Genomic DNA, 17,828 nt, shown 5'->3' on the forward strand with positions numbered 1-17,828 from the left:
AGCGTGCCGAAAAAATGAAGGCCCGCGTCGTCATTTTTGCGGCAGATACGGCGCGATGTACCTGAAGGCATTGGCCACGTAGGCCTCTTTCTCGCCCACCGGCGCCACGTAGTGCAGCGCCGCCTCGGCGGCCTCCCGCCCCTCGGTGCGCGCGATGATCCACGCGGCCAGGTAGGGCGACGCGAAGCAGCCGCCCGCCGTGGCGACATTGCCGCTGGCAAAGAAGGGCTGGTTGAGCACTTCGACGCCGGCCGCCTGCACCCATGGCTTGGTGGTCAGGTCGGTACAGGCCGGCACGCTGCCCAGCAGGCCAAGCTTGGCAAGGATCAGGGTGCCCGAGCACTGCGCCGCGATGAGCTGGCGGCCCGGGTCCAGCGCCAGGCGCTCCATCAGCTCCGCGCTCCCGGCCACCTCGCGCGTGCGCACGCCGCTGCCGACCACCACCGCCTGCGCGGAGCGCGCCTCCTCGAGCAGCGACTGCGCGCGCACGGTGACGCCGTTCATCGACGTGACCTCCGGCGTCGGGCAGCAGAGCGTCACGCGCCAGCCGGGCTTCCTGATCCGGTTGAGCACGCCCAGCGCGATGAGCGAGTCGAGTTCGTTGAAGCCGTCGAAGGTGAGGATGGCGATGTGCATGGCGTTCTTGTGTGTGCGGGAAAGCGGGTCCGTCGATCGTAGGCAAGACGATCAATACAATCAAAAAATTGTCATGCATACATCGCACCGATGGCCGAAGCCCGCTACAAGCAACTGGTCGATGAACTCGCCGCCGAGATCCGCGCGGGCCGGTTGAAGCCCGGCACCCGCCTGCCCACGCACCGGCGGCTGGCCGAGCGCCACGGCCTCGCGCTGGTGACGGCGTCGCGCGTCTACGCCGAACTCGAAGCCATGGGCCTGGTCAGCGGCGAGGTCGGCCGCGGCACCTTCGTGCGCGAAGCGACCATTCCCCGCGACAAGGGCATCGACCAGCAGGCCGTGGCGGCGGGCCAGGTCGACCTGAACTTCAACTACCCCTCGCTGCCCGGGCAGGCCGAACTGCTGCGCGGCGCGCTGCGGCAGCTGGCCGCCGGCGGCGAACTCGACGCGATGCTGCGCTACGCGCCGCACGGCGGCCGCATGCACGAGCGCGCCTGTGTCGCGCGGCATCTCGCGTCACGCGGGCTCGACGCGCTCGACCCGTCGCGCGTGCTGCTGGTCGACGGCGCGCAGCACGGCCTCGCGGTCACGGCCATGGCGCTGCTGCAGCCCGGCGACGTGGTGGCGGTCGATGCCCTCACCTATCCCGGCTTCAAGGTGCTGGCCGAGGCGCACCGGCTGGAGCTGGCCCCCATCCCGGCATCGGGCGCAGGCCCCGACCTCGACGCGCTGGAGCGCCTGTGCGCGCGCCGCCGCGTGCGTGCCATCTATGCGATGCCGACGCTGCACAACCCGCTGGGCTGGGTGATGAGCACGAGCCGCCGGCGCCGGCTGGCAAGCATCGCCCGCAGGCACGGCCTGCTCGTCATCGAGGACGCGGCCTACGCCTTCCTGGCCGACGATCCGCAAGACATGCCGCCGCCACCGCTGGCCGCGCTGCTGCCCGAATCGACCGTGTACGTCTCGGGGCTGTCGAAGAACGTGGCGACCGGGCTGCGCGTGGGTTTCGTCGTGGCGCCGCAGGCCTGGGTGCCGAAGATCGAACGTGCCATCCGGGCCACGACCTGGTGCACGCCCGGCGTGACCACGGCCATTGCCTGCGCATGGCTGGAAGACGGCACCGTCGAGCAGCTCGAATCTGAAAAGCGGCACGACGCCGCGGTGCGCCAGGCCATCGTCGACGAAACGCTCGCGGGCATGCGCTTCGTGCGCCATCCGTCGTCGTACTTCGTGTGGCTGCCCTTGCCCGAGGAAACGCGCGCCGACCACGTTTCGGCGGCGCTGATGCGCGAAGGCATCTCGGTATCGACGGCCGAGCCCTTCGCCACGTCGAAGCACGTGCCGCATGCGCTGCGGCTGGCGCTGGGCTCCGTCGGGCTGCCGAGCTTGCGCAGTGCGCTGCTGACGGTGCGGCGGGTGATTGGCGAGTAGCCGGCGTCACTACACTGCCCCGATGTCCACCGCCCCGCCACCACGCAGCGCACGAGACCGCCTGACTGCCTGCTACCGCAGCGGCGACGCCATGCGCAGCCGCGGCGTGAGCGACCTGGTGCTGACGGGCACGCTCGACGTGCCCAAGCCTCCCACGCGCCTGACCGCGGACTGGGAGCGCGAGATCTCCACGCAGCTTGCGCTGGAGCCCGGCGACGTCGAGCAATTGCCGCTGGCGCGCGCACGCACGCGCTGGCCGGACTACAGGCAATGCGTGCAGGCCGCGACGGACTGGACGGAGGCGCTCGGACTGCCCGGCGTGCTCGCCGCGAGCGACGTCGCGCTCATGGCTTGCCGCGGCGCGAGGTATCACCACGACGGCGCACAATACGGCGGCGCCGCCTTCTGCAATCTCTTCATGAGCGAAGACAAGGGTCTCGACCTGCACTTTCCCTGTGCGGGCGTTCGAATTCCGCTGGTGCGCGGCACGGCGGTGGTCTTCGATACCGGCCAGCCGCATGCCGTGATTCCGCGCGGCGGCAGCAAGGGTTTCGACGCGGCCGACTTCGCGCCCGAACGCGATTGCACGCTGGTGTTCCTGACGTGGGAGCTGCCGATCGAAGACGCGCTGGTGGGCAAGGCGCTTCAGATCGCCTTCGACGTCGATCCTTCGGCTGCCTCGCGGCTCGACGAAGAACAGGTCTTGGTGAACGGCGCGCCGGCGGCGCTCTGCCCGTCGTCAGGCCGGTGGCTCGTGGGCACCGGCTGAAACCCGACCGGCGACCCGGGCTTCTTCGGGCGCACCTTGTCGATCAGCCTCTGCTCCACCGACGAGGTGCCCGACACCGACAGTTGCGCGAGCACGCCTGTGTCCAGCCCCAGGGCGATGGCCGCCACGCCGCACAGCAGCGCCGCGCCGATGCCGCGGCGGATCCATTCGCCCGCGCCCAGCGATTTCTTCATGGCCCTGAACAGGCGCCCGCCGACCAGCAGCGCGCACGCCAGTGAAGTCGCCGCGCCTGCCGCATAGGCCAGCAGGAGCAGCGAGGTCTTCGCGCTCGCACCGCCCAGTGCCGCGCCGGTCAGCACCAGGCCGAGGATCGGCCCGGCGCAAGGCGCCCACAGCAGCCCCGTGGCCACGCCCAGCAGTACCGATGCGACGAAGGACGAGCGCCCGCCTCGCCCCGCGCTGCCGTTGCCGCCGGCCGTTGCCGACAGCCGCTCGCCCCAGTTCACCAGCGGCCGAGCGAGCCGCTGCGCCAGTTGCGGGAAAAGAAGCGTGACGCCGAACAGCGCCATCAGCACGATCGCTGCCATCCGCCCGTACTGGTTGGCCTCCACCGCCCAGCCACCGCCCACCGCAGCCAGCGACGCCACGCCGGCGAAGGTGAGCGCCATGCCGAGCAGCAGCGGCAGGCCGCCCTTGAGAAAAGGCTGGTCGCCGCGCGCGAACACGAAGGGAAGCACCGGAAGAATGCAGGGGCTGAGGATGGTCAGCACCCCGCCGAGATAGGCGACGGCGAACAGAAGCATGGGGCGGGCCGTTCAGGCGAGCAAGCGATGAGCGATCAAGCGATCAGGCAGCGCCCGGGTTGAACTTCATGGCCACGCCGTTCATGCAGTAGCGCAGGCCGGTCGGCTTGGGTCCGTCGTCGAACACATGGCCCAGGTGGCCGCCGCAGCGGCCGCAGTGCACCTCGGTGCGCGTCATGCCGGCGGTGGTGTCGACCTTCTGGCCGACGGCATCGGGCAGCGGCTGCCAGAAGCTGGGCCAGCCGGTCCTGCTGTCGAACTTGGTCTTCGACGAGAACGCCTCGAGCGAGCAGCCCGCGCAGGCGAAGCGGCCTTCGCGGTGCTCGTCGTTCAGCGGGCTCGAGTAGGGCCGCTCGGTGCCTTCCTGGCGCAGCACGGCGTACTGGTTGGGCGTGAGCAGCTTGCGCCACTCGGCATCGGTGCGGGTGATGGCGAACTTTCCGGGCTCGGCGGCATGCGCCAGGCCGGCGCTCCAGCCAAGGCCATTGAAAAGCGCCAGGCCGAGCGTCGATGAGCCGGCCTTGAGAACGAAACGGCGTCCGTGGTGGTTCATGGCAGATCCTTGGAGTGGTGACCCTTGAATACGCGGCATCGGCATGTATGCGCATCCGCGCCCCATGCAGCGTAGTTCGGTCGCTCCCGCGCGAAAGTTACGCCGTCACTGCTTCTTTTCGGCTGCGCCGGCCGCCGCAGCCGCGGTGGGGGCCGGCGCGATGAGCACCATCGCCCCGTCCTGCCCCCGCCGTATGCGCAGCCGCGTGCCGTCCAGCAGGCGTTCCAGCGCCGCGTCGGGCGCGATCCTGCCCTTGACGCCGCGCGTCGACAGGCCCTTCACGTCTTCCATCTTGTAGATCAGCTGCACGCCCGACTGCGCGATGTAGACGTCCAGCGCGGGCCGCAGTTCGCCGCCGCCGACGTCGAAGTCCCGCGCATTGGCCCATGCGAGGCCCCCGATCAGTGCGCATCCCAGGCCGACGGCGATGCGCCGCTTGGCCATTGCAGCGCGAAGGATGGGGTTCTGCCTCCCGATTCGATTCATGTCTTTGTATTTCCAGCGAGCTGTTTTTTCTCGTACTCCCATGAGACGAGCGCGCGCGCGCTTTCCGGTAACGCCGCGCCCCATTTCAGTGCTCCTAGAATTCGCGCCGCATCGCGCGTTACCGGAAATCTTCTGGCCGTTCGTCTCAGTGTGTGTCGCCATTCCCGGCGACGCGCCGTATCCCCATCCGGCCATTTTTCCAGGAGCGCTTTTTTGGTTCTCAGTGACTTGGACAACTGGTTCGTCAGCGAAGTGCTGCCGATGGAGGCGGCGCTCACGCGTTTCCTTCGCCGCAACTGGCGCGACGAAGCCGAAGTACCCGACCTGCGCCAGGATGTCTACGTGCGCATCTATGAATCCGCCGCCAAAGCCGTGCCCGAACTGGTGAAGCCCTTTGTCTTCGCCACGGCCCGCAACCTGTTGATCGACCGCGCGCGGCGTGCGCAGATCGTGTCGATCGAAATCATTGCCGACCTCGACGCGCTCGACTTCTCGGCCGACGAGCTCACGCCGGAGCGCCATGCCGCGGGCCGCGGCGAGCTGCGGCTGCTGCAGACGGCGCTCGACGCCCTGCCGCCCAAGTGCCGCCGCGTGGTGGAGCTGCGCAAGATCGACGGCCTGCCGCAGCGCGACGTCGCCATATTGCTCGGCATCACCGAGGACACGGTCGAGCGGCAGGTGTCGCGCGGCGTGCGCGCGCTGGCGGACGCCATGCTCTCCAGCGGCGTGCAGCTCGACACCAAGGCTTTCGGCCGGGCACAGAACGAAAAGAAGCTCTCACCATGACTGAAGCCGAACGCATCGAATCCGCAGCCGCCGACTGGCTGGCGCGCCGCGACAGCGGCAGCTGGACCGACACCGACCAGCAGCAGCTCGACGCCTGGATTGCCGAGTCCGTCGCGCACCGCATCGCGTGGCTGCGCCTGTCCAGCGTCTGGGAGCGTGCCGACCGGCTCGGCGCCCTGCGCACGCCAGCGGCACCCGCGGCCGCGGCGGCGGCGCCCGGGGTCATTCCCATCCCGCTGCCGGCACCCGCGCCTGCGCGCCCCGGCGCTCGTGGGCACCGCGCCTTTCAACTGCCGCGCTTTTCAACCCAGCGCATCGCGGCCAGCATGCTGATCGCGGCCGCCGGCTGCAGCTGGCTGGGCTGGAAGTACACGCAGGACTGGCGCAGCGAGCACTACGCCACCGCCGTGGGCGCACGCCAGTCGGTCTCGCTGCCCGACGGCTCGGTGCTCACGCTGAACACCGCCACCCACCTGCGCACTGTCGTGAATGCCAACGGACGCAAGGTGTGGCTCGAAGACGGCGAGGCCTACTTCGACATCGCGCACGACAAGGCGCACCCCTTCGTGGTGATCGCCGGCGACCGCCGCATCACCGTGCTGGGCACGCGCTTCGTGGTGCGGCGCGACGGCGAGCAGGTGAACGTGGTGGTCGAGGAAGGCCGCGTGCAGATCGCATCGGCCAGCAGCGACCGCGGCACCGACAAGAGCGCGAAGAGCGGCGAGCCCACCGTGCTCGTGCGCAACCAGGCGGCCGTTGCCAGCGCGAACAACGTGCTGGTGATCTCGAAAGCGCCGAAGCAGATCGACGACGAACTGAGCTGGCGCAAGGGCAAGCTGGTGTTCGACCAGACCTCGCTGGGCGACGCGGCCGCGCAGTTCAACCGCTACAACACGCGCAAGCTGGTGATCGCCGATCCCGCGCTCGCGCGCATCCGCATCGGCGGCAGCTTCGATGCCAACAACATGGGCGGCTTCGTGGCACTGCTGAAGCAGGGCTTCGGCCTCTCGGTGCAGGAAAGCGGCAACGAAACAAGAATTTCAAACTAGCTTATTACCGGAATGTGACCGGGCATTCGTCTCAGTGAATACCGAACAAAGCCACACTGGAGACCGACACCCATGACCCGAATCGAGCAAGCCGCAAGCCTGCCCTCCAAGAAGAAGAAGCAGCAGAAAACAAGCAGGCCGGCGGGCCTTCCGGTGGCGATCCGCCACTGGGTCATCGGCGGCACGTGCGCACTGATGACAGGGCTGCCCGCGATGGCGCAGGCACAGCCGCAGATCCAGGCGCAGCAGGTCTTCGACGTGGGTGCCGGCGACCTGAAGGCGGCGCTCGACGCCTACATCGCGCAGGGCGGCGTGCAGCTGCTCTACAAGGTCGACGACGTGAAGGGCATGGTCACGCGCGGCGTGAAGGGCGCGCTGCCACCGCAGGAGGCGCTCTCGCGCATTCTCGAAGGCACGCCGCTGCTCACGCGCCGCGGCGACGACGGCGCGATCGTGATCTACACCGCCGCGCCCGTCGTGGCGAAGCCGACCACCGACGAGCCCCAGTCGCTCGACAGCGTCACCGTCACGGCCACGCGCCGCCGCGAGCCGGTGCGCGAAGTGCCGATGCAGGTCAACGTGATGAAGGCCGAGACGCTGGAGCGCGCCGGCGCCAAGAACCTCGCCGACTACGTGGCCGAGCAGCCGGGCGTGAACATGACGAGCAGCGGCAGCGTGGGCGGCATCCTCACCATGCGCGGGCTGACCACCGGCCCGGTGCAGGGCATTGCCACTGTCGGCGTGTATGTGGACGACGTGGCCACGGGGCTGAGCTCGTCCGGCGCGCTCGCCGGCTTCACGCCGCTGGACATGGGCATGCTCGACCTGAACCACATCGAGGTGCTGCGCGGCCCGCAGGGCACGCTGTACGGTGCCGGCGCCATGAGCGGGGTGCTCAAGTACGTGACCAACCAGCCCGACACGATGGAGTTCGCGGGCTCGGTGAAATTCGGCACCTCGTGGACGCAGGGCGGCGGCCCGGGCTTCACGACCGGTGCGGTGCTCAACGTGCCGCTGAAGGAAGACGTGGCCGCCGTGCGCTTCGCCGCCTTCACCGACCAGCTCGGCGGCAGCTATGACGCGTCCGGCCCGGCAAGGGGCCGCAACATAGACCGCGGCCATACCGACGGCGGCCGGGTCTCGGTGCTGCTGACGCCCACCAGGGAACTCACGGTGCGCCTGACGGGCACCGTGCAGGACGTCAAGCGCCAGGGCCTGGGCTTCGAGGACATCGACAGGCGCACCCTTCGCCCGTGGGGCCTCGACCGCACACGCCAGCTGTCGTCCCGCGAGCCCTACACCAACAAGACGCAGCTGTTCGGCCTGGACGTGGAGTACGACTTCGGCTGGGCGCGCCTGAACTCGATCACCTCCGCGCAGGACGTGAAGATCACCAACTCCGTCGACCTCACCGCCCTCTATGCGCCGGCGCTCGCCGCGCTGCGCCTGTCGGCCGCCTCGGCGCCGCTGGCCAGCACCGTGGAGCAGCACCGCGTGAGCCAGGAGTTCCGCCTGACCTCGCGCTCCGGCACCACCATCGAATGGCTCGCCGGCATCTACCTGAACCGCGAACGCGGCGCCAACGACGGCACCCTCAGCGCGAACCTCAACGGCGGGCTGGGCAGCAAGACCTTCCTCGCGTCAACGCAGTCTTCGCGCTACCGCGAGGAGGCCTTCTATGGCGACGTCACCTGGAACGCGACGCCCGCGCTGTCGTTCACCGGCGGCATGCGGCTGGCGCGCAACAACCAGCGCTACGCCAGCAAGCAGTCGGGCACGCTGGTCGGGCCGGTCGATGCCAACGCCAGCGGCACCTCGTCGGAAAGCCCCACCACCTACCTCGCCGCGGCCAAGTACACGCTGTCGGAGACCAGCAACGTCTACTTCCGTGCAGCCAGCGGCTACCGCCCCGGCGGCCCGAACGTGCTGAAGGCCGACACCGACCGCAGGATCGTGCAGCCGATGTACAAGTCGGACTCGCTGTGGAGCTACGAGCTCGGCTACAAGGCCGACCTGCTGGACCGCAAGCTGTCGCTGGAAGCCGCGCTCTACGACATCGAATGGCGCGACGTGCAGCAGCCCACCAGGAGCGGCGGCTTCGTGTTCGTCACCAACGCCGGCGGCGCCCGCGTCAAGGGCGGCGAGCTCACGCTCGCCTGGAAGCCCAGCAAGGAGTGGCGCTTCACAGCCAACGCCGCGCTCATCGACGCGCGCCTCACCGAAGACGCCAAGGGCCTGGACGCCAAGGCGGGCACCCGCCTGCCCCAGACCCCGCGCTTCGCGACCACGCTGGGCGTGACGCGCAACTTCAGCATTGCCGAGCACCCGGCCTACTTCGGCGTCAGCGCGCGCTACACCGGCAAGCGCGACGCGGGCTACGCCGGCAGCTCGACCATTCCGAGCATCAAGATGCCGGCCTACACGCTGGTCGACCTGCAGGCGGGCATCGACTTCCAGCGCTTCAGCCTCTCGGCCTATGTGCGCAACCTGACGAACAAGCGCGGCTTCCTGTCGATCGACACCGGTCTGGCGGCGAACCCGAACCTGGTGCAGGCGGCACTGGCGCCTTCGCGCACCGTCGGCCTGGCCGTCAACGTTCCCTTCTGAGATGTCGAGCATCAATCCGCTGGCGGCCGCGTTGCCGCCGGATGCGGCGAGCGCCGCCGCGCCCGGAACGGCTCGAAAAGCACCGGCCAGCGCCTGGTACGCGCTGGCGGTGCTGGTCATCGCGACCGTGCTGGGCTCGATCGACAAGGTCATCCTCACGCTGCTGACGGAGCCGATGCGCATTGCGCTGTCGCTCTCCGACACGCAGCTGGGGCTGCTGCAGGGCGCGGGCATCGTGCTGTTCACCGGCATCGCCACGCTGCCGCTGGGCTGGCTCAGCGACCGCTACGACAGGCGCGTGGTGCTGGCCGCCTGCGTGCTGCTGTGGAGCGCCGCCACGGCCATGCGCGGCACCGCCATGGACTACGGCGTGCTGTTCATCGCCTCCATCGGCCTGGGCGTGGGCGAAGCCGGCCTCGGGCCCATCACCAACAGCATGATCCCCGACCTGTTCCCGCGCGCGCAGCGGGTGCTGGCCAACGCGGTGTTCGCGCTCTCGGCCATCTTCGGCAGCGCCTTGGGCGCCCTGCTGGGCGGCACCGTGGTGCACCTGACGGACGACCTGCGGCACTGGCTGCCCGCATCGATGCAGCAGCTGGAGGCATGGCGGCTGACCTTCTTCGTGATGGCCTCCGCCGGCATCCCGGTGACGCTGCTGGTGCTGTCGATCCGCCGCACCCGGCGCGGGGGCGCGCAGCCTGTTTCTCCGACGGCTGGCGCCATGCCCGCAGCCGCACCCGCCGCCGTTCAAGCCGCTGCCGACGATGTTGACGATGCCGTCAGCACCATCAGCTTCCGCGACCACCTGCGCCAGCATTGGCGCACGTTCGCCGGCCTGGTCATCGGCGCGGGCCTGGCGAGCATCGGCATGAGCTCCATCGGCACCTGGCTGCCGATCATGGCGGCGCGCCAGTACGGCGTCACCCCGGCGCAGATGGGGCAAGGCATGGGCATCGCCTTTCTGTGCGGCACGGTGATCGGCGGCCTGCTGGGCGTGGCGGCGATGCGCTACGTGCAGCCCCGCATGGGGCCGGCGGCCGCGCTGCGCATCATCATGCTGGGCAACCTCACGGCCGCGCTGCTGTCGTCGCTGCTGCTGTTCACGCGCTCGGCGACCGACGCCTTCACGCTGCTGGCGCTGCTGGTCGTGCCGCTCATCAGCGGCGCCGTGCTGCTGCCCAACGTGCTGCAGGACGCGGCGCCGCCGCACCTGCGCGCCCGCACCATCGCGCTGCTTTCCGTGGCCGGCCTGCCGTTCGGCGTGGTGGGGCCGCTGGTGGTCGGCATGTTGTCGGACGCCCTCAAGTCGGTGCCCAACGGGCTGGCGGTGGCCATCGTCGCCACGACCTTGATCGGCGGCGTCATGGGCGCCATGGTGCTGCGCGCCACCGAAGGCCCCTTCGTGCGCCTGATGCGTGCGGCGCGGCCCACCTGAGCCTGCCCGGCTTTCTTATTTCTTCCCTCCCTCTTTCGTCGTCCTTCCATGCCCCAACAACCCTCGCCTTCATTGCCCGACACCACAACTTCGCCAGCCGCCGCGGAGGCCGCAGCGCTGGCCGCCATCGACGCACTGGTGGCGCCTTTCAGCCGCAGCGACGCGCCCGGAATGGTCATCGGCATCGCGCGCAACGGCCGCCTGCTGTACCGCCGCGCCGTCGGCATGGCCAGCCTGGAGATGGGCGTGGCCAACACGCCGGCCACGCGCATGCGCATCGCCTCCACCAGCAAGCACTTCACGGCAATGGCCATCCTGCTGCTGGCGGAAGACGGCCTGCTCGACATCGACGACGCGGTGCACAAGCACCTGCCCGAGATGCCTCGGCTGAGCGCCAACGGCCCCACGCTGCGCCACCTGATGACCCACACGGGCGGCTGGCGCGCCCATGACGAGCTGTGGGCCATGGCGCACGGCCTCACGTTCACGCAGCCCGGCCCGGGGCTGCCCGCGATGGTCCGCCAGAGCGAGCTGAACTTCGAGCCCGGCACGCAGATGGTCTACAGCAACGGCGGCTACTTCCTGCTGGCGAAGATCATCGAGCGCGTGAGCGGACAGAGCTACGGCGACTTCCTGAAAGCGCGCCTGTTCGGGCCGCTGGGCATGCCCGACACCGCATCGGTCACGACCGATCTCGACGTGGTTCCCGGCCTGGCCGGCCTCTACATCGCGTCGCCGCGCGGCGGATGGCAACGCGGCCTGTACCCGTGCGAGCTCGACGGCGGCGGCTCGCTGGTGTCGACGGTGGACGACATGCTGCGCTGGCTCGCGCACATGCGCAGCAGCGAGAAGATCGTGGGCAGCCCGGAGAGCTGGGCCATGCTGTCGGAACCCACCACGCTGTCGTCGGGCTCGAAGGTGAGCTACGGCTTCGGGCTCGCGCGCCATCCCTATCGCGGGGTCGAGATCGTCCACCACGCGGGCGCGGTGCTCGGCGCCCAGTCGCAGATGCTCAGCGTGCCCAGCCACGGGCTGGACATCATCGTCATGGTGAACGGCGCCCCGGTGGCCCCGTCGCCGCTGGCCCTCAAGGTGGTGGAGCTGCTGCTGGGCGACGCGCTGCAGCCGCCTGAAGTGCGTCCGCAGGCCAGCGCCTTCCCCGCGCTCGTCGGCCAGAACTACCACGAGCCGTCCACCGGCAGCGTGATGGGCTTTTCCGATGTCTCGGGCAGGCTGTGCATGTCATGGCAGGCCGGCGATGCAAGGCCGATGCACCAGGGCGAAGGCAAGCTGTGGCTGGGCCTGCAGGACCTGCCGCTCAACGACCTCGTGCTCGACGCCAGCGACATCGATCCGCAACGCGCGCCCGACACGCTGGTGCTGCACGAAGGCGGCCAGCCGCGCCGCTTCGAGCGCATTGCAGCGGCCGCGCCCGACCTCGCCACGCTGGCCGAACAGCTGTGCGGCGACTACACCAGCGCCGACCTGGACGCCACCGCGCAGGTGGCGCTCGCGGGCGGCCGGCTGCTGCTCACGGTGCACGGCAGCCACGGCCAGCACGTCTGTGCCCTGACGCCGCTGTCGGCCGACGTGATGACGCTCGTCTCGACCGATCCGGTGCTGGGTCAGATGGGCAAGTCGGTCCTCACCGTGGCGCGCAAGGAGGGCCGGGTCACGGGACTGCGGCTGAGCACCCTGCGCACCCGCAACATCCAACTCGCACGCCAGGAGCCACGCGCATGAAGTTCTTCACCACCCTCTTCGCCACCGAAACCAACACCTTCGTCTCCGCCCCCACCGGGCTGGGCAGCTTCGAGGAATACGGCATCTTCCACGGCGACTCCAGCACGCGCGACGCATCCGGCTACGGCATGTTCGCGGTGGAAGTGCGCAAGCAGCTGGCCGCCGAAGGCCACGAGCTGGTCGAGAGCCTGCTGGCCTTCGCGCAGCCGCTGGGCCGCACCGTGCGCCCCGTGTACGAAAGCCTGCGCGACGAGATACTGGACGACCTTCGCAAGGCCGGCCCGGTGGACGGCGTGATCCTGGTGCTGCACGGCGCCATGGTGGCCGACGGCTACGACGACTGCGAAGGCGACCTGATCTCGCGGGTGCGCGCCATCGTCGGCCCGAAGGTGACCATCGGCGTGTCGCTCGACCTGCACTGCCACTTCACGCAGCAGATGCTGACCGAGTCGGACGTGATCATCTGCTACAAGGAATATCCGCACACCGACGCGCTGGACCGCCTGCAGGAGCTGGTCCGCATCGTGGTGGACACCGCGCAAGGCCGCGTGCAGCCGGTCACGGCCGTGCACGACTGCCGCATGGTGGGCAAGTGGCACACCACGCGCGAACCCATGGCCGGCTTCGTGCGCCGCATGGAAGCCTGCGAAAAGCTGCCCGGCGTGCTGTCGGTGTCGCTGGGCCATGGCTTCCCCTGGGCCGACGTGCCGGAGTCCGGCGCCAAGCTGTGGGTGGTGACGGACAACGACCCCGCGCTGGCCGCCAAGCTGGCCGATGAACTGGGCCGCGAGTTCTGGGAGCTGCGCCACCAGACCGGCGTGCCTTCGCTCTCCATCGACGAGACGCTGGAGCGGGCCATGGCCACGCAAGGCGGCCCGGTGGTGATCGCCGACACGGCCGACAACGCCGGCGGCGGCGCCACCAGCGACAGCACCTTCGTGCTGCGCGCGATCATCGAGCGCGGCATCGGCAACGTGGCCTTCGGCGGCGTCTGGGACCTGGGCGCGGTGCAGCTGTGCCGCGACGCGGGCGTCGGCGCCAGCTTCGAGCTGCGGCTGGGCGGCAAGTGCGGCCCGGCCTCGGGCGACCCGATCGACCTGCACGTGACCGTCAAGGCCGTGCGGGAAGCGCATTCGCAGCGCGGCCTCGTGCCGGGCAATCACACGCCCATGGGCCCCTGCGTGTGGGTGCAGGCGGCGAACGGCGTGGACATCGTGCTCATCAGCAAGCGCAACCAGGTCATCGGGTCCGACCTCTTCACGGGCCTGGGCATCGACCTGGCGGCCAAGAAGCTGGTCGTGGTGAAGTCGGCGCAGCACTTCCATGCGGAGTTCGGGCCTATCGCCAAGTCGGTGTTGTACGTGTCGACGCCGGCCGCGCTGAGCACCGACTTCGCCAACCTGCCATATCGCGTGCGCGACCTCGACTACTGGCCGCGCGTGGAAGAGCCGAAGCGCGCCGCCGGTGCGTTGCCACCGTCGTTGGACGGGCGCGGCATGCCCGCGCCGGGCGAGGTGTACACCGTCGACGGCCGCAAGATGCACCTGCAGCGCAGCGGCCCCGCGCCGGCCAGTGCGTCGCATCCCACGCTGGTGCTCGAAGCCGGCGGCGGCTGCGCCTCGCCTGTCTACGCACGCCTGCAGCAAGCGCTGTCGGCCAAGTACCCGGTGATCAGCTACGACCGCGCCGGCATGGGCTGGAGCGAGGCAGACGACGCGCCCTTCGACGGCAAGCGCAACGCGCAGCATCTGCATGCGCTGCTGGCCGCGGCCGGCGTGACCGGCCCGATCGTGCTGATCGGCCATTCGCTCGGCGGCCTGCTGAACCGCATCTACACCGGCCTGTATCCGGAGCAGGTGGCCGGCGTGGTGATGCTCGACGCCAGCCATCCGGAGCAGTTCGAAGTTTTCAAGGGCCTGCCGGCGGAAACGTTGGCGCCGGAGCGCAGGAAGCGCGCCGAGTTCCAGGCCGGCGGCCTGCCTCCGCCGGAGTTTGCGCCGGTCCAGGCCATCTTTGCCGACATGCCCCATGTGCTGCGGCAGATGGCCGCGAACTACACGCCCGAAACCATCGACACGATGGTGAAGGAACATGAAGGCCTGCAGCACGTCGCGCGGCAGGCCGGTGCGTCGCCGGACCTGGGCACGCGGCCGCTGTCGGTGCTGTCGGCCACGGTCATGCAGAAGCTGCCGCCGGGCGCCGAGGAAGGCGCCGAAGTGCAGCGGCGCTGGCCCGAGTACCAGGAGGCGCATGCGGCGCTGTCGAAGCGAAGCCGCCTGCATCGCATGGAAGGCGCCGAGCACATGACGCTGGTGGTGCTGCCGCCTTTCGTGAACCGCATTGCCGAAGAAGTCGACTGGGTCATGGCGGAGCTCGGATGCGCCCGATGACGCAGCTCTCGCATACGGCGCTGGCCGAGCTGAACACGCCGGCGCTGCTGCTCGACAGCGCCGTCCTCGAACGCAACTGCGATGCGATGGCGCAGCGCGCGGCGCGCCACGGCGTGGCGCTGCGCCCGCACCTCAAGACCTCCAAGTCGGCCGAGGTGGCGCGCCTGGCCACACGCGGGCACAGCGGCGCCATCACAGTGTCCACCGTGGCCGAGGCCGACTACTTCGCGCGCTACGGCTTCCTGGACCTGACCTACGCGGTGGGCATCAGCGCCGGCAAGATCGATGCGCTGCATCGCGTGCAGCGCATGCACGGCGCCCGCGTGAACCTGCTCGCGGACTGCGTTGGAGCGGTGCGGGCGGTGGCCGCGCGTGCGCGCGCCCTGGGCGCTAGCTTCGGACTGCTGATCGAGGTCGACACCGGCGGAGGCCGCGGCGGTGTCGCGCCCGGTGATGAAGAAGCGCTGCTCGCCATCGCGGCCGAAGTGCAACGCAGCGAATCGCTGACGCTGGCCGGCGTGCTCACCCACGCCGGCCACAGCTACCACGCCGAGGGGCTGGATTCGATCCGTGCCATTGCCGAAGCCGAGCGTGCCGGCGCGGTGCGTGCCGCCGAGTGCCTGCGCGCGGCCGGCTTCACGGTGGATGTGGTCAGCGTGGGCGCCACGCCGACCGCGGTGTGCGCCGAGCGGCTGGACGGCGTCACCGAAATGCGCCCCGGCGTCTACACCTTCTTCGACCTGGACCAGGCCGCGCGCGGCATCTGCGGCATCGAGGACATCGCGCTGTCGGTGCTGGCCACGGTGATCGGCCACAACCCGCGTTCGCGCCGCGTGCTCATCGACGCCGGCGCGCTCGCGCTGTCGAAGGACGAGTCGGCGGCCGAGTTCCGCGGCGGCCTGGGCTTCGGGCTGGTATGCCGCGCGGACGGCACCACGCCGTTGCCCGGCCTGCGCGTGGCCGAGCTGCACCAGGAGCACGGCCTGATCGCCACCGAAGGCGATGGCGAAGACGACCTGCGGGCCATGTTCGAGGCACTGCCCATCGGCAGCCGCGTGCGCATTCTTCCGCATCACGCCTGCATGACCGCGGCCCCCTACGACCGCTACCACGTCGTGCGCGGCAGCAGTGCGAGCGTGTACGCCGTGTGGGGCAAGGCCCTTGGCTGGCGTGCGGCCTGAACGCGCGCCCGCATCGCCCTCCGTTTTGTTTTTTGGAGTCAAACATGATGAAGACCTTTTTCGCGAAGCTGATGGCCGTGGCCGCTCCGCTCGCCCTGGCGCTCTGCCTGACCGCCGCGCCGAATGCCGCCAACGCCCAGGCCGCGCCGGAACCCTCGCCCGCCGTTGCGCCCACAGCCACTGCTGCCCCCACGGCACCGGCCACGGTGCCGGCAGCAGCGGCCACCAAGGTCGACAACCCCTACGGCATCGGCGCGCTCTGGGCGCAGAGCGACCTGGTGGCCAAGGCCGTGCTGGCCATCCTGGCGATCATGTCGATGGGCAGCTGGTACGTCATCGTCACCAAGCTGCTCGAGCAGATGCGCATGGGCCGGCAGGCCAAGGAAGTCGACAACGAGTTCTGGAACGAGGGCAGCGTGCAGGCCGGCACCGCCAAGCTCGCCGAGGGCAGCCCCTTCCGCTTCATCGCCGATGCGGGCGTGCATGCCACGCGCAAGCATGACGGCCTGCGCGGCAAGGTCGACTTCGCAGACTTCGTCGACCTGTGCATCCACCGCGCCACCGAACGCGTGAACCGGCGCCTGAGCAACGGCATGTCGCTGCTGGCCACCGTGGGCTCCACCGCGCCTTTCGTAGGCCTGTTCGGCACCGTCTGGGGCATCTACCACGCGCTCACCGCTATCGGCATTGCCGGGCAGGCGTCTATCGACAAGGTGGCCGGGCCGGTGGGCGAGTCGCTCATCATGACCGCCATCGGCCTGGCCGTGGCCGTGCCCGCGGTGCTGGGCTACAACTGGCTCCTGCGCCGCAACATCACGGTGATGGACGACGTGCGCGAATTCAGCGGCGAGCTGCACTCCGTGATCCTGTCGGGCCGGGCCACCGCCTGAGCGCCGCGCCACCACCGCACGCGAAGCGAGCCACACCATGGCGATGAACATCCCATCCGGCGGCGGCGACGAGGAACAGGCCATCGCGGCCATCAACACCACGCCGCTGGTCGACGTGATGCTGGTGCTGCTGATCATCTTCCTCATCACCATCCCGGTGGTCAATTACTCGGTGCCGGTGGAGGTGCCGAAGCAGCGCAACGAGGTGCGCGAGAGCAAGCCCGACACCATCGTGCTGTCGGTGGACACGGCCGGGCGCATCTACTGGTACGACACGCCGGTGCGCGACGTGAACAGTCTGGCCGAGCGGCTGAAGAAAGTGGCCGCCCTCAACCCGCAACCCGAGGTGCACATCCGCGGCGACTGGCACTCGGTGTACGAGCCGGTGGGAAAGATCATCTACGCGTGCCAGTCGGCCGGCATCGTCAAGGTCGGCTTCATCACCGAGCCGCCCGCGCGCAACTGAGAACACACACACAGCCATGCGAAAAGAAAAACAGGGGCGCCGCAGCGGCACCCCCACCGACGAGCCCATGATGGACATCAACACCACGCCGCTGATCGACGTGATGCTGGTGCTGCTGATCATGCTCATCATCACCATCCCGATACAGCTGCACGCGGTGAACCTGAACATGCCCAACGGCAACCCGCCGCCCAGCGACATCAAGCCCGAGGTGCTTCGCGTGGACATCGACGAGCGCAGCACCGTGCTGTGGAACGGCGAGGCCGTGGCGGAGCTGTCCGAAGTCGAGCGGCGCTTCGAACAGCTCGCAGCGCAACCGGTGCAGCCCGAAGTGCACCTGCGCCCCGACAAGCAGGCCCGCTACGACGTGGTGGCCGGCGTGATGGCCTCGGCCCAGCGGTCGGGCCTGACCAAGCTGGGCATCATGGGCTCGGAGCAGTTCGTGCCATGAGCCGCGCCAACGACTTCGACCCCAAGTCACGCTTCGGCCCCGTGGGCATCGGCGTGATGGTGCTGTTCCACGTGCTGGTGGGCTACGCGCTGGTCTCGGGCCTGGCGCGCAAGACCATCGAGATGATCAAGAAGCCGATGGACGCGACCATCATCACGGAGGTGAAGGTGCCGCCACCGCCGCCCCCTCCC

14 protein-coding genes and 4 pseudogenes are annotated in these 17,828 nt (G+C 69.6%); 14 read left to right on the top strand and 4 right to left on the bottom strand.

The genetic code is table 11. From position 1 onward, the window contains the following. Positions 1–30: 30 nt before the first annotated feature. On the bottom strand, positions 31–636 hold the full coding sequence (locus AC1RVW_RS21975) for a DJ-1/PfpI family protein (RefSeq protein WP_493202493.1): 606 nt from the start codon (positions 634–636) through the stop codon (positions 31–33). Positions 637–726: 90 nt separating this feature from the next. Between AC1RVW_RS21975 and AC1RVW_RS21980 the strand changes: the two genes are divergently transcribed. After that, positions 727–2,067 (top strand): aminotransferase-like domain-containing protein, encoded by a 1,341-nt coding sequence (locus tag AC1RVW_RS21980; protein WP_493202495.1) that lies wholly within the window; start codon positions 727–729, stop codon positions 2,065–2,067. A 22-nt stretch (positions 2,068–2,089) separates the two neighbouring features. Continuing rightward, positions 2,090–2,836: a hypothetical protein gene (locus tag AC1RVW_RS21985; protein WP_493202497.1), complete on the top strand. Its 747-nt coding sequence runs from the start codon at positions 2,090–2,092 to the stop codon at positions 2,834–2,836. On the opposite strand, the pseudogene AC1RVW_RS21990 reads toward AC1RVW_RS21985, so the two are convergent. The 3 genes and pseudogenes from AC1RVW_RS21990 to AC1RVW_RS22000 form a co-directional block, all read right to left on the bottom strand. Then, positions 2,719–3,600: pseudogene (locus tag AC1RVW_RS21990) on the bottom strand (cytochrome c biogenesis CcdA family protein); the annotation flags it as partial. The gene AC1RVW_RS21985 and the pseudogene AC1RVW_RS21990 sit on opposite strands and share 118 nt — an antisense overlap. A 43-nt stretch (positions 3,601–3,643) precedes the next feature. Further along, positions 3,644–4,153 carry a peptide-methionine (R)-S-oxide reductase MsrB gene (gene msrB / locus AC1RVW_RS21995; RefSeq protein ID WP_493202499.1) on the bottom strand — a complete coding sequence of 170 codons (510 nt, stop codon included), beginning with the start codon at positions 4,151–4,153 and terminating at the stop codon, positions 3,644–3,646. A gap of 105 nt (positions 4,154–4,258) precedes the next feature. Continuing rightward, positions 4,259–4,639, bottom strand: coding sequence for an STN domain-containing protein (locus tag AC1RVW_RS22000; protein ID WP_493202500.1), 381 nt, complete (start codon positions 4,637–4,639; stop codon positions 4,259–4,261). 228 nt (positions 4,640–4,867) lie between these two features. Here AC1RVW_RS22000 and AC1RVW_RS22005 point away from each other — a divergent pair, with 228 nt between their 5' ends. The 12 genes and pseudogenes from AC1RVW_RS22005 to AC1RVW_RS22060 form a co-directional block, all read left to right on the top strand. After that, positions 4,868–5,425 (top strand): RNA polymerase sigma factor, encoded by a 558-nt coding sequence (locus AC1RVW_RS22005; protein ID WP_234382352.1) that lies wholly within the window; start codon positions 4,868–4,870, stop codon positions 5,423–5,425. Next, positions 5,422–6,474: a FecR family protein gene (locus AC1RVW_RS22010; RefSeq protein WP_106936986.1), complete on the top strand. Its 1,053-nt coding sequence runs from the start codon at positions 5,422–5,424 to the stop codon at positions 6,472–6,474. The genes AC1RVW_RS22005 and AC1RVW_RS22010 overlap by 4 nt, the downstream gene beginning before the upstream one ends. 72 nt (positions 6,475–6,546) lie before the next feature. After that, a complete protein-coding gene (locus AC1RVW_RS22015) occupies positions 6,547–9,081 on the top strand; it encodes a TonB-dependent receptor (RefSeq protein ID WP_493202503.1) in 2,535 nt (844 codons plus the stop codon). A 1-nt stretch (position 9,082) separates the two neighbouring features. Continuing rightward, on the top strand, positions 9,083–10,516 hold the full coding sequence (locus tag AC1RVW_RS22020; protein WP_493202505.1) for an MFS transporter: 1,434 nt from the start codon (positions 9,083–9,085) through the stop codon (positions 10,514–10,516). Positions 10,517–10,588: 72 nt separating this feature from the next. Further along, positions 10,589–12,259, top strand: coding sequence for a serine hydrolase domain-containing protein (locus AC1RVW_RS22025; protein ID WP_493202507.1), 1,671 nt, complete (start codon positions 10,589–10,591; stop codon positions 12,257–12,259). Further along, positions 12,256–13,695 (top strand): annotated as a pseudogene (locus AC1RVW_RS22030) (M81 family metallopeptidase); the annotation flags it as partial. The gene AC1RVW_RS22025 and the pseudogene AC1RVW_RS22030, both read left to right, overlap by 4 nt. 159 nt (positions 13,696–13,854) lie before the next feature. Beyond that, a pseudogene (locus AC1RVW_RS22035) lies at positions 13,855–14,649 on the top strand (alpha/beta fold hydrolase); the annotation flags it as partial. After that, complete coding sequence (locus AC1RVW_RS22040; protein ID WP_493202509.1) at positions 14,646–15,830, top strand: alanine racemase; 1,185 nt, start codon at positions 14,646–14,648, stop codon at positions 15,828–15,830. The pseudogene AC1RVW_RS22035 and the gene AC1RVW_RS22040, both read left to right, overlap by 4 nt. A gap of 44 nt (positions 15,831–15,874) precedes the next feature. Beyond that, a complete protein-coding gene (locus AC1RVW_RS22045; protein ID WP_493202510.1) occupies positions 15,875–16,720 on the top strand; it encodes a MotA/TolQ/ExbB proton channel family protein in 846 nt (281 codons plus the stop codon). Positions 16,721–16,757: 37 nt separating this feature from the next. Further along, entirely contained in the window at positions 16,758–17,186 is a 429-nt protein-coding gene (locus AC1RVW_RS22050) for an ExbD/TolR family protein (protein WP_081267865.1), read from the top strand. Between the two features lie 16 nt (positions 17,187–17,202). Then, on the top strand, positions 17,203–17,637 hold the full coding sequence (locus AC1RVW_RS22055; protein WP_106936979.1) for an ExbD/TolR family protein: 435 nt from the start codon (positions 17,203–17,205) through the stop codon (positions 17,635–17,637). Then, positions 17,634–17,828: pseudogene (locus tag AC1RVW_RS22060) on the top strand (energy transducer TonB); the annotation flags it as partial. The gene AC1RVW_RS22055 and the pseudogene AC1RVW_RS22060, both read left to right, overlap by 4 nt.

The sequence above is a fragment of the Variovorax sp. MPBD4-3 genome (assembly GCF_058809745.1).

Bases quoted from the DNA above. Each gene is read 5' to 3' on its own strand.
- AC1RVW_RS22020 (WP_493202505.1), top strand. From the start codon at position 9,083: ATGTCGAGCATCAATCCGCTGGCGGCCGCGTTGCCGCCGGATGCGGCG.
- AC1RVW_RS22055 (WP_106936979.1), top strand. From the start codon at position 17,203: ATGCGAAAAGAAAAACAGGGGCGCCGCAGCGGCACCCCCACCGACGAG.
- AC1RVW_RS21975 (WP_493202493.1), bottom strand. From the start codon at position 636: ATGCACATCGCCATCCTCACCTTCGACGGCTTCAACGAACTCGACTCG.
- AC1RVW_RS22045 (WP_493202510.1), top strand. From the start codon at position 15,875: ATGATGAAGACCTTTTTCGCGAAGCTGATGGCCGTGGCCGCTCCGCTC.
- AC1RVW_RS22040 (WP_493202509.1), top strand. From the start codon at position 14,646: ATGACGCAGCTCTCGCATACGGCGCTGGCCGAGCTGAACACGCCGGCG.
- AC1RVW_RS21985 (WP_493202497.1), top strand. From the start codon at position 2,090: ATGTCCACCGCCCCGCCACCACGCAGCGCACGAGACCGCCTGACTGCC.
- AC1RVW_RS22000 (WP_493202500.1), bottom strand. From the start codon at position 4,639: ATGAATCGAATCGGGAGGCAGAACCCCATCCTTCGCGCTGCAATGGCC.
- AC1RVW_RS22010 (WP_106936986.1), top strand. From the start codon at position 5,422: ATGACTGAAGCCGAACGCATCGAATCCGCAGCCGCCGACTGGCTGGCG.
- msrB (WP_493202499.1), bottom strand. From the start codon at position 4,153: ATGAACCACCACGGACGCCGTTTCGTTCTCAAGGCCGGCTCATCGACG.
- AC1RVW_RS22015 (WP_493202503.1), top strand. From the start codon at position 6,547: ATGACCCGAATCGAGCAAGCCGCAAGCCTGCCCTCCAAGAAGAAGAAG.
- AC1RVW_RS21980 (WP_493202495.1), top strand. From the start codon at position 727: ATGGCCGAAGCCCGCTACAAGCAACTGGTCGATGAACTCGCCGCCGAG.
- AC1RVW_RS22050 (WP_081267865.1), top strand. From the start codon at position 16,758: ATGGCGATGAACATCCCATCCGGCGGCGGCGACGAGGAACAGGCCATC.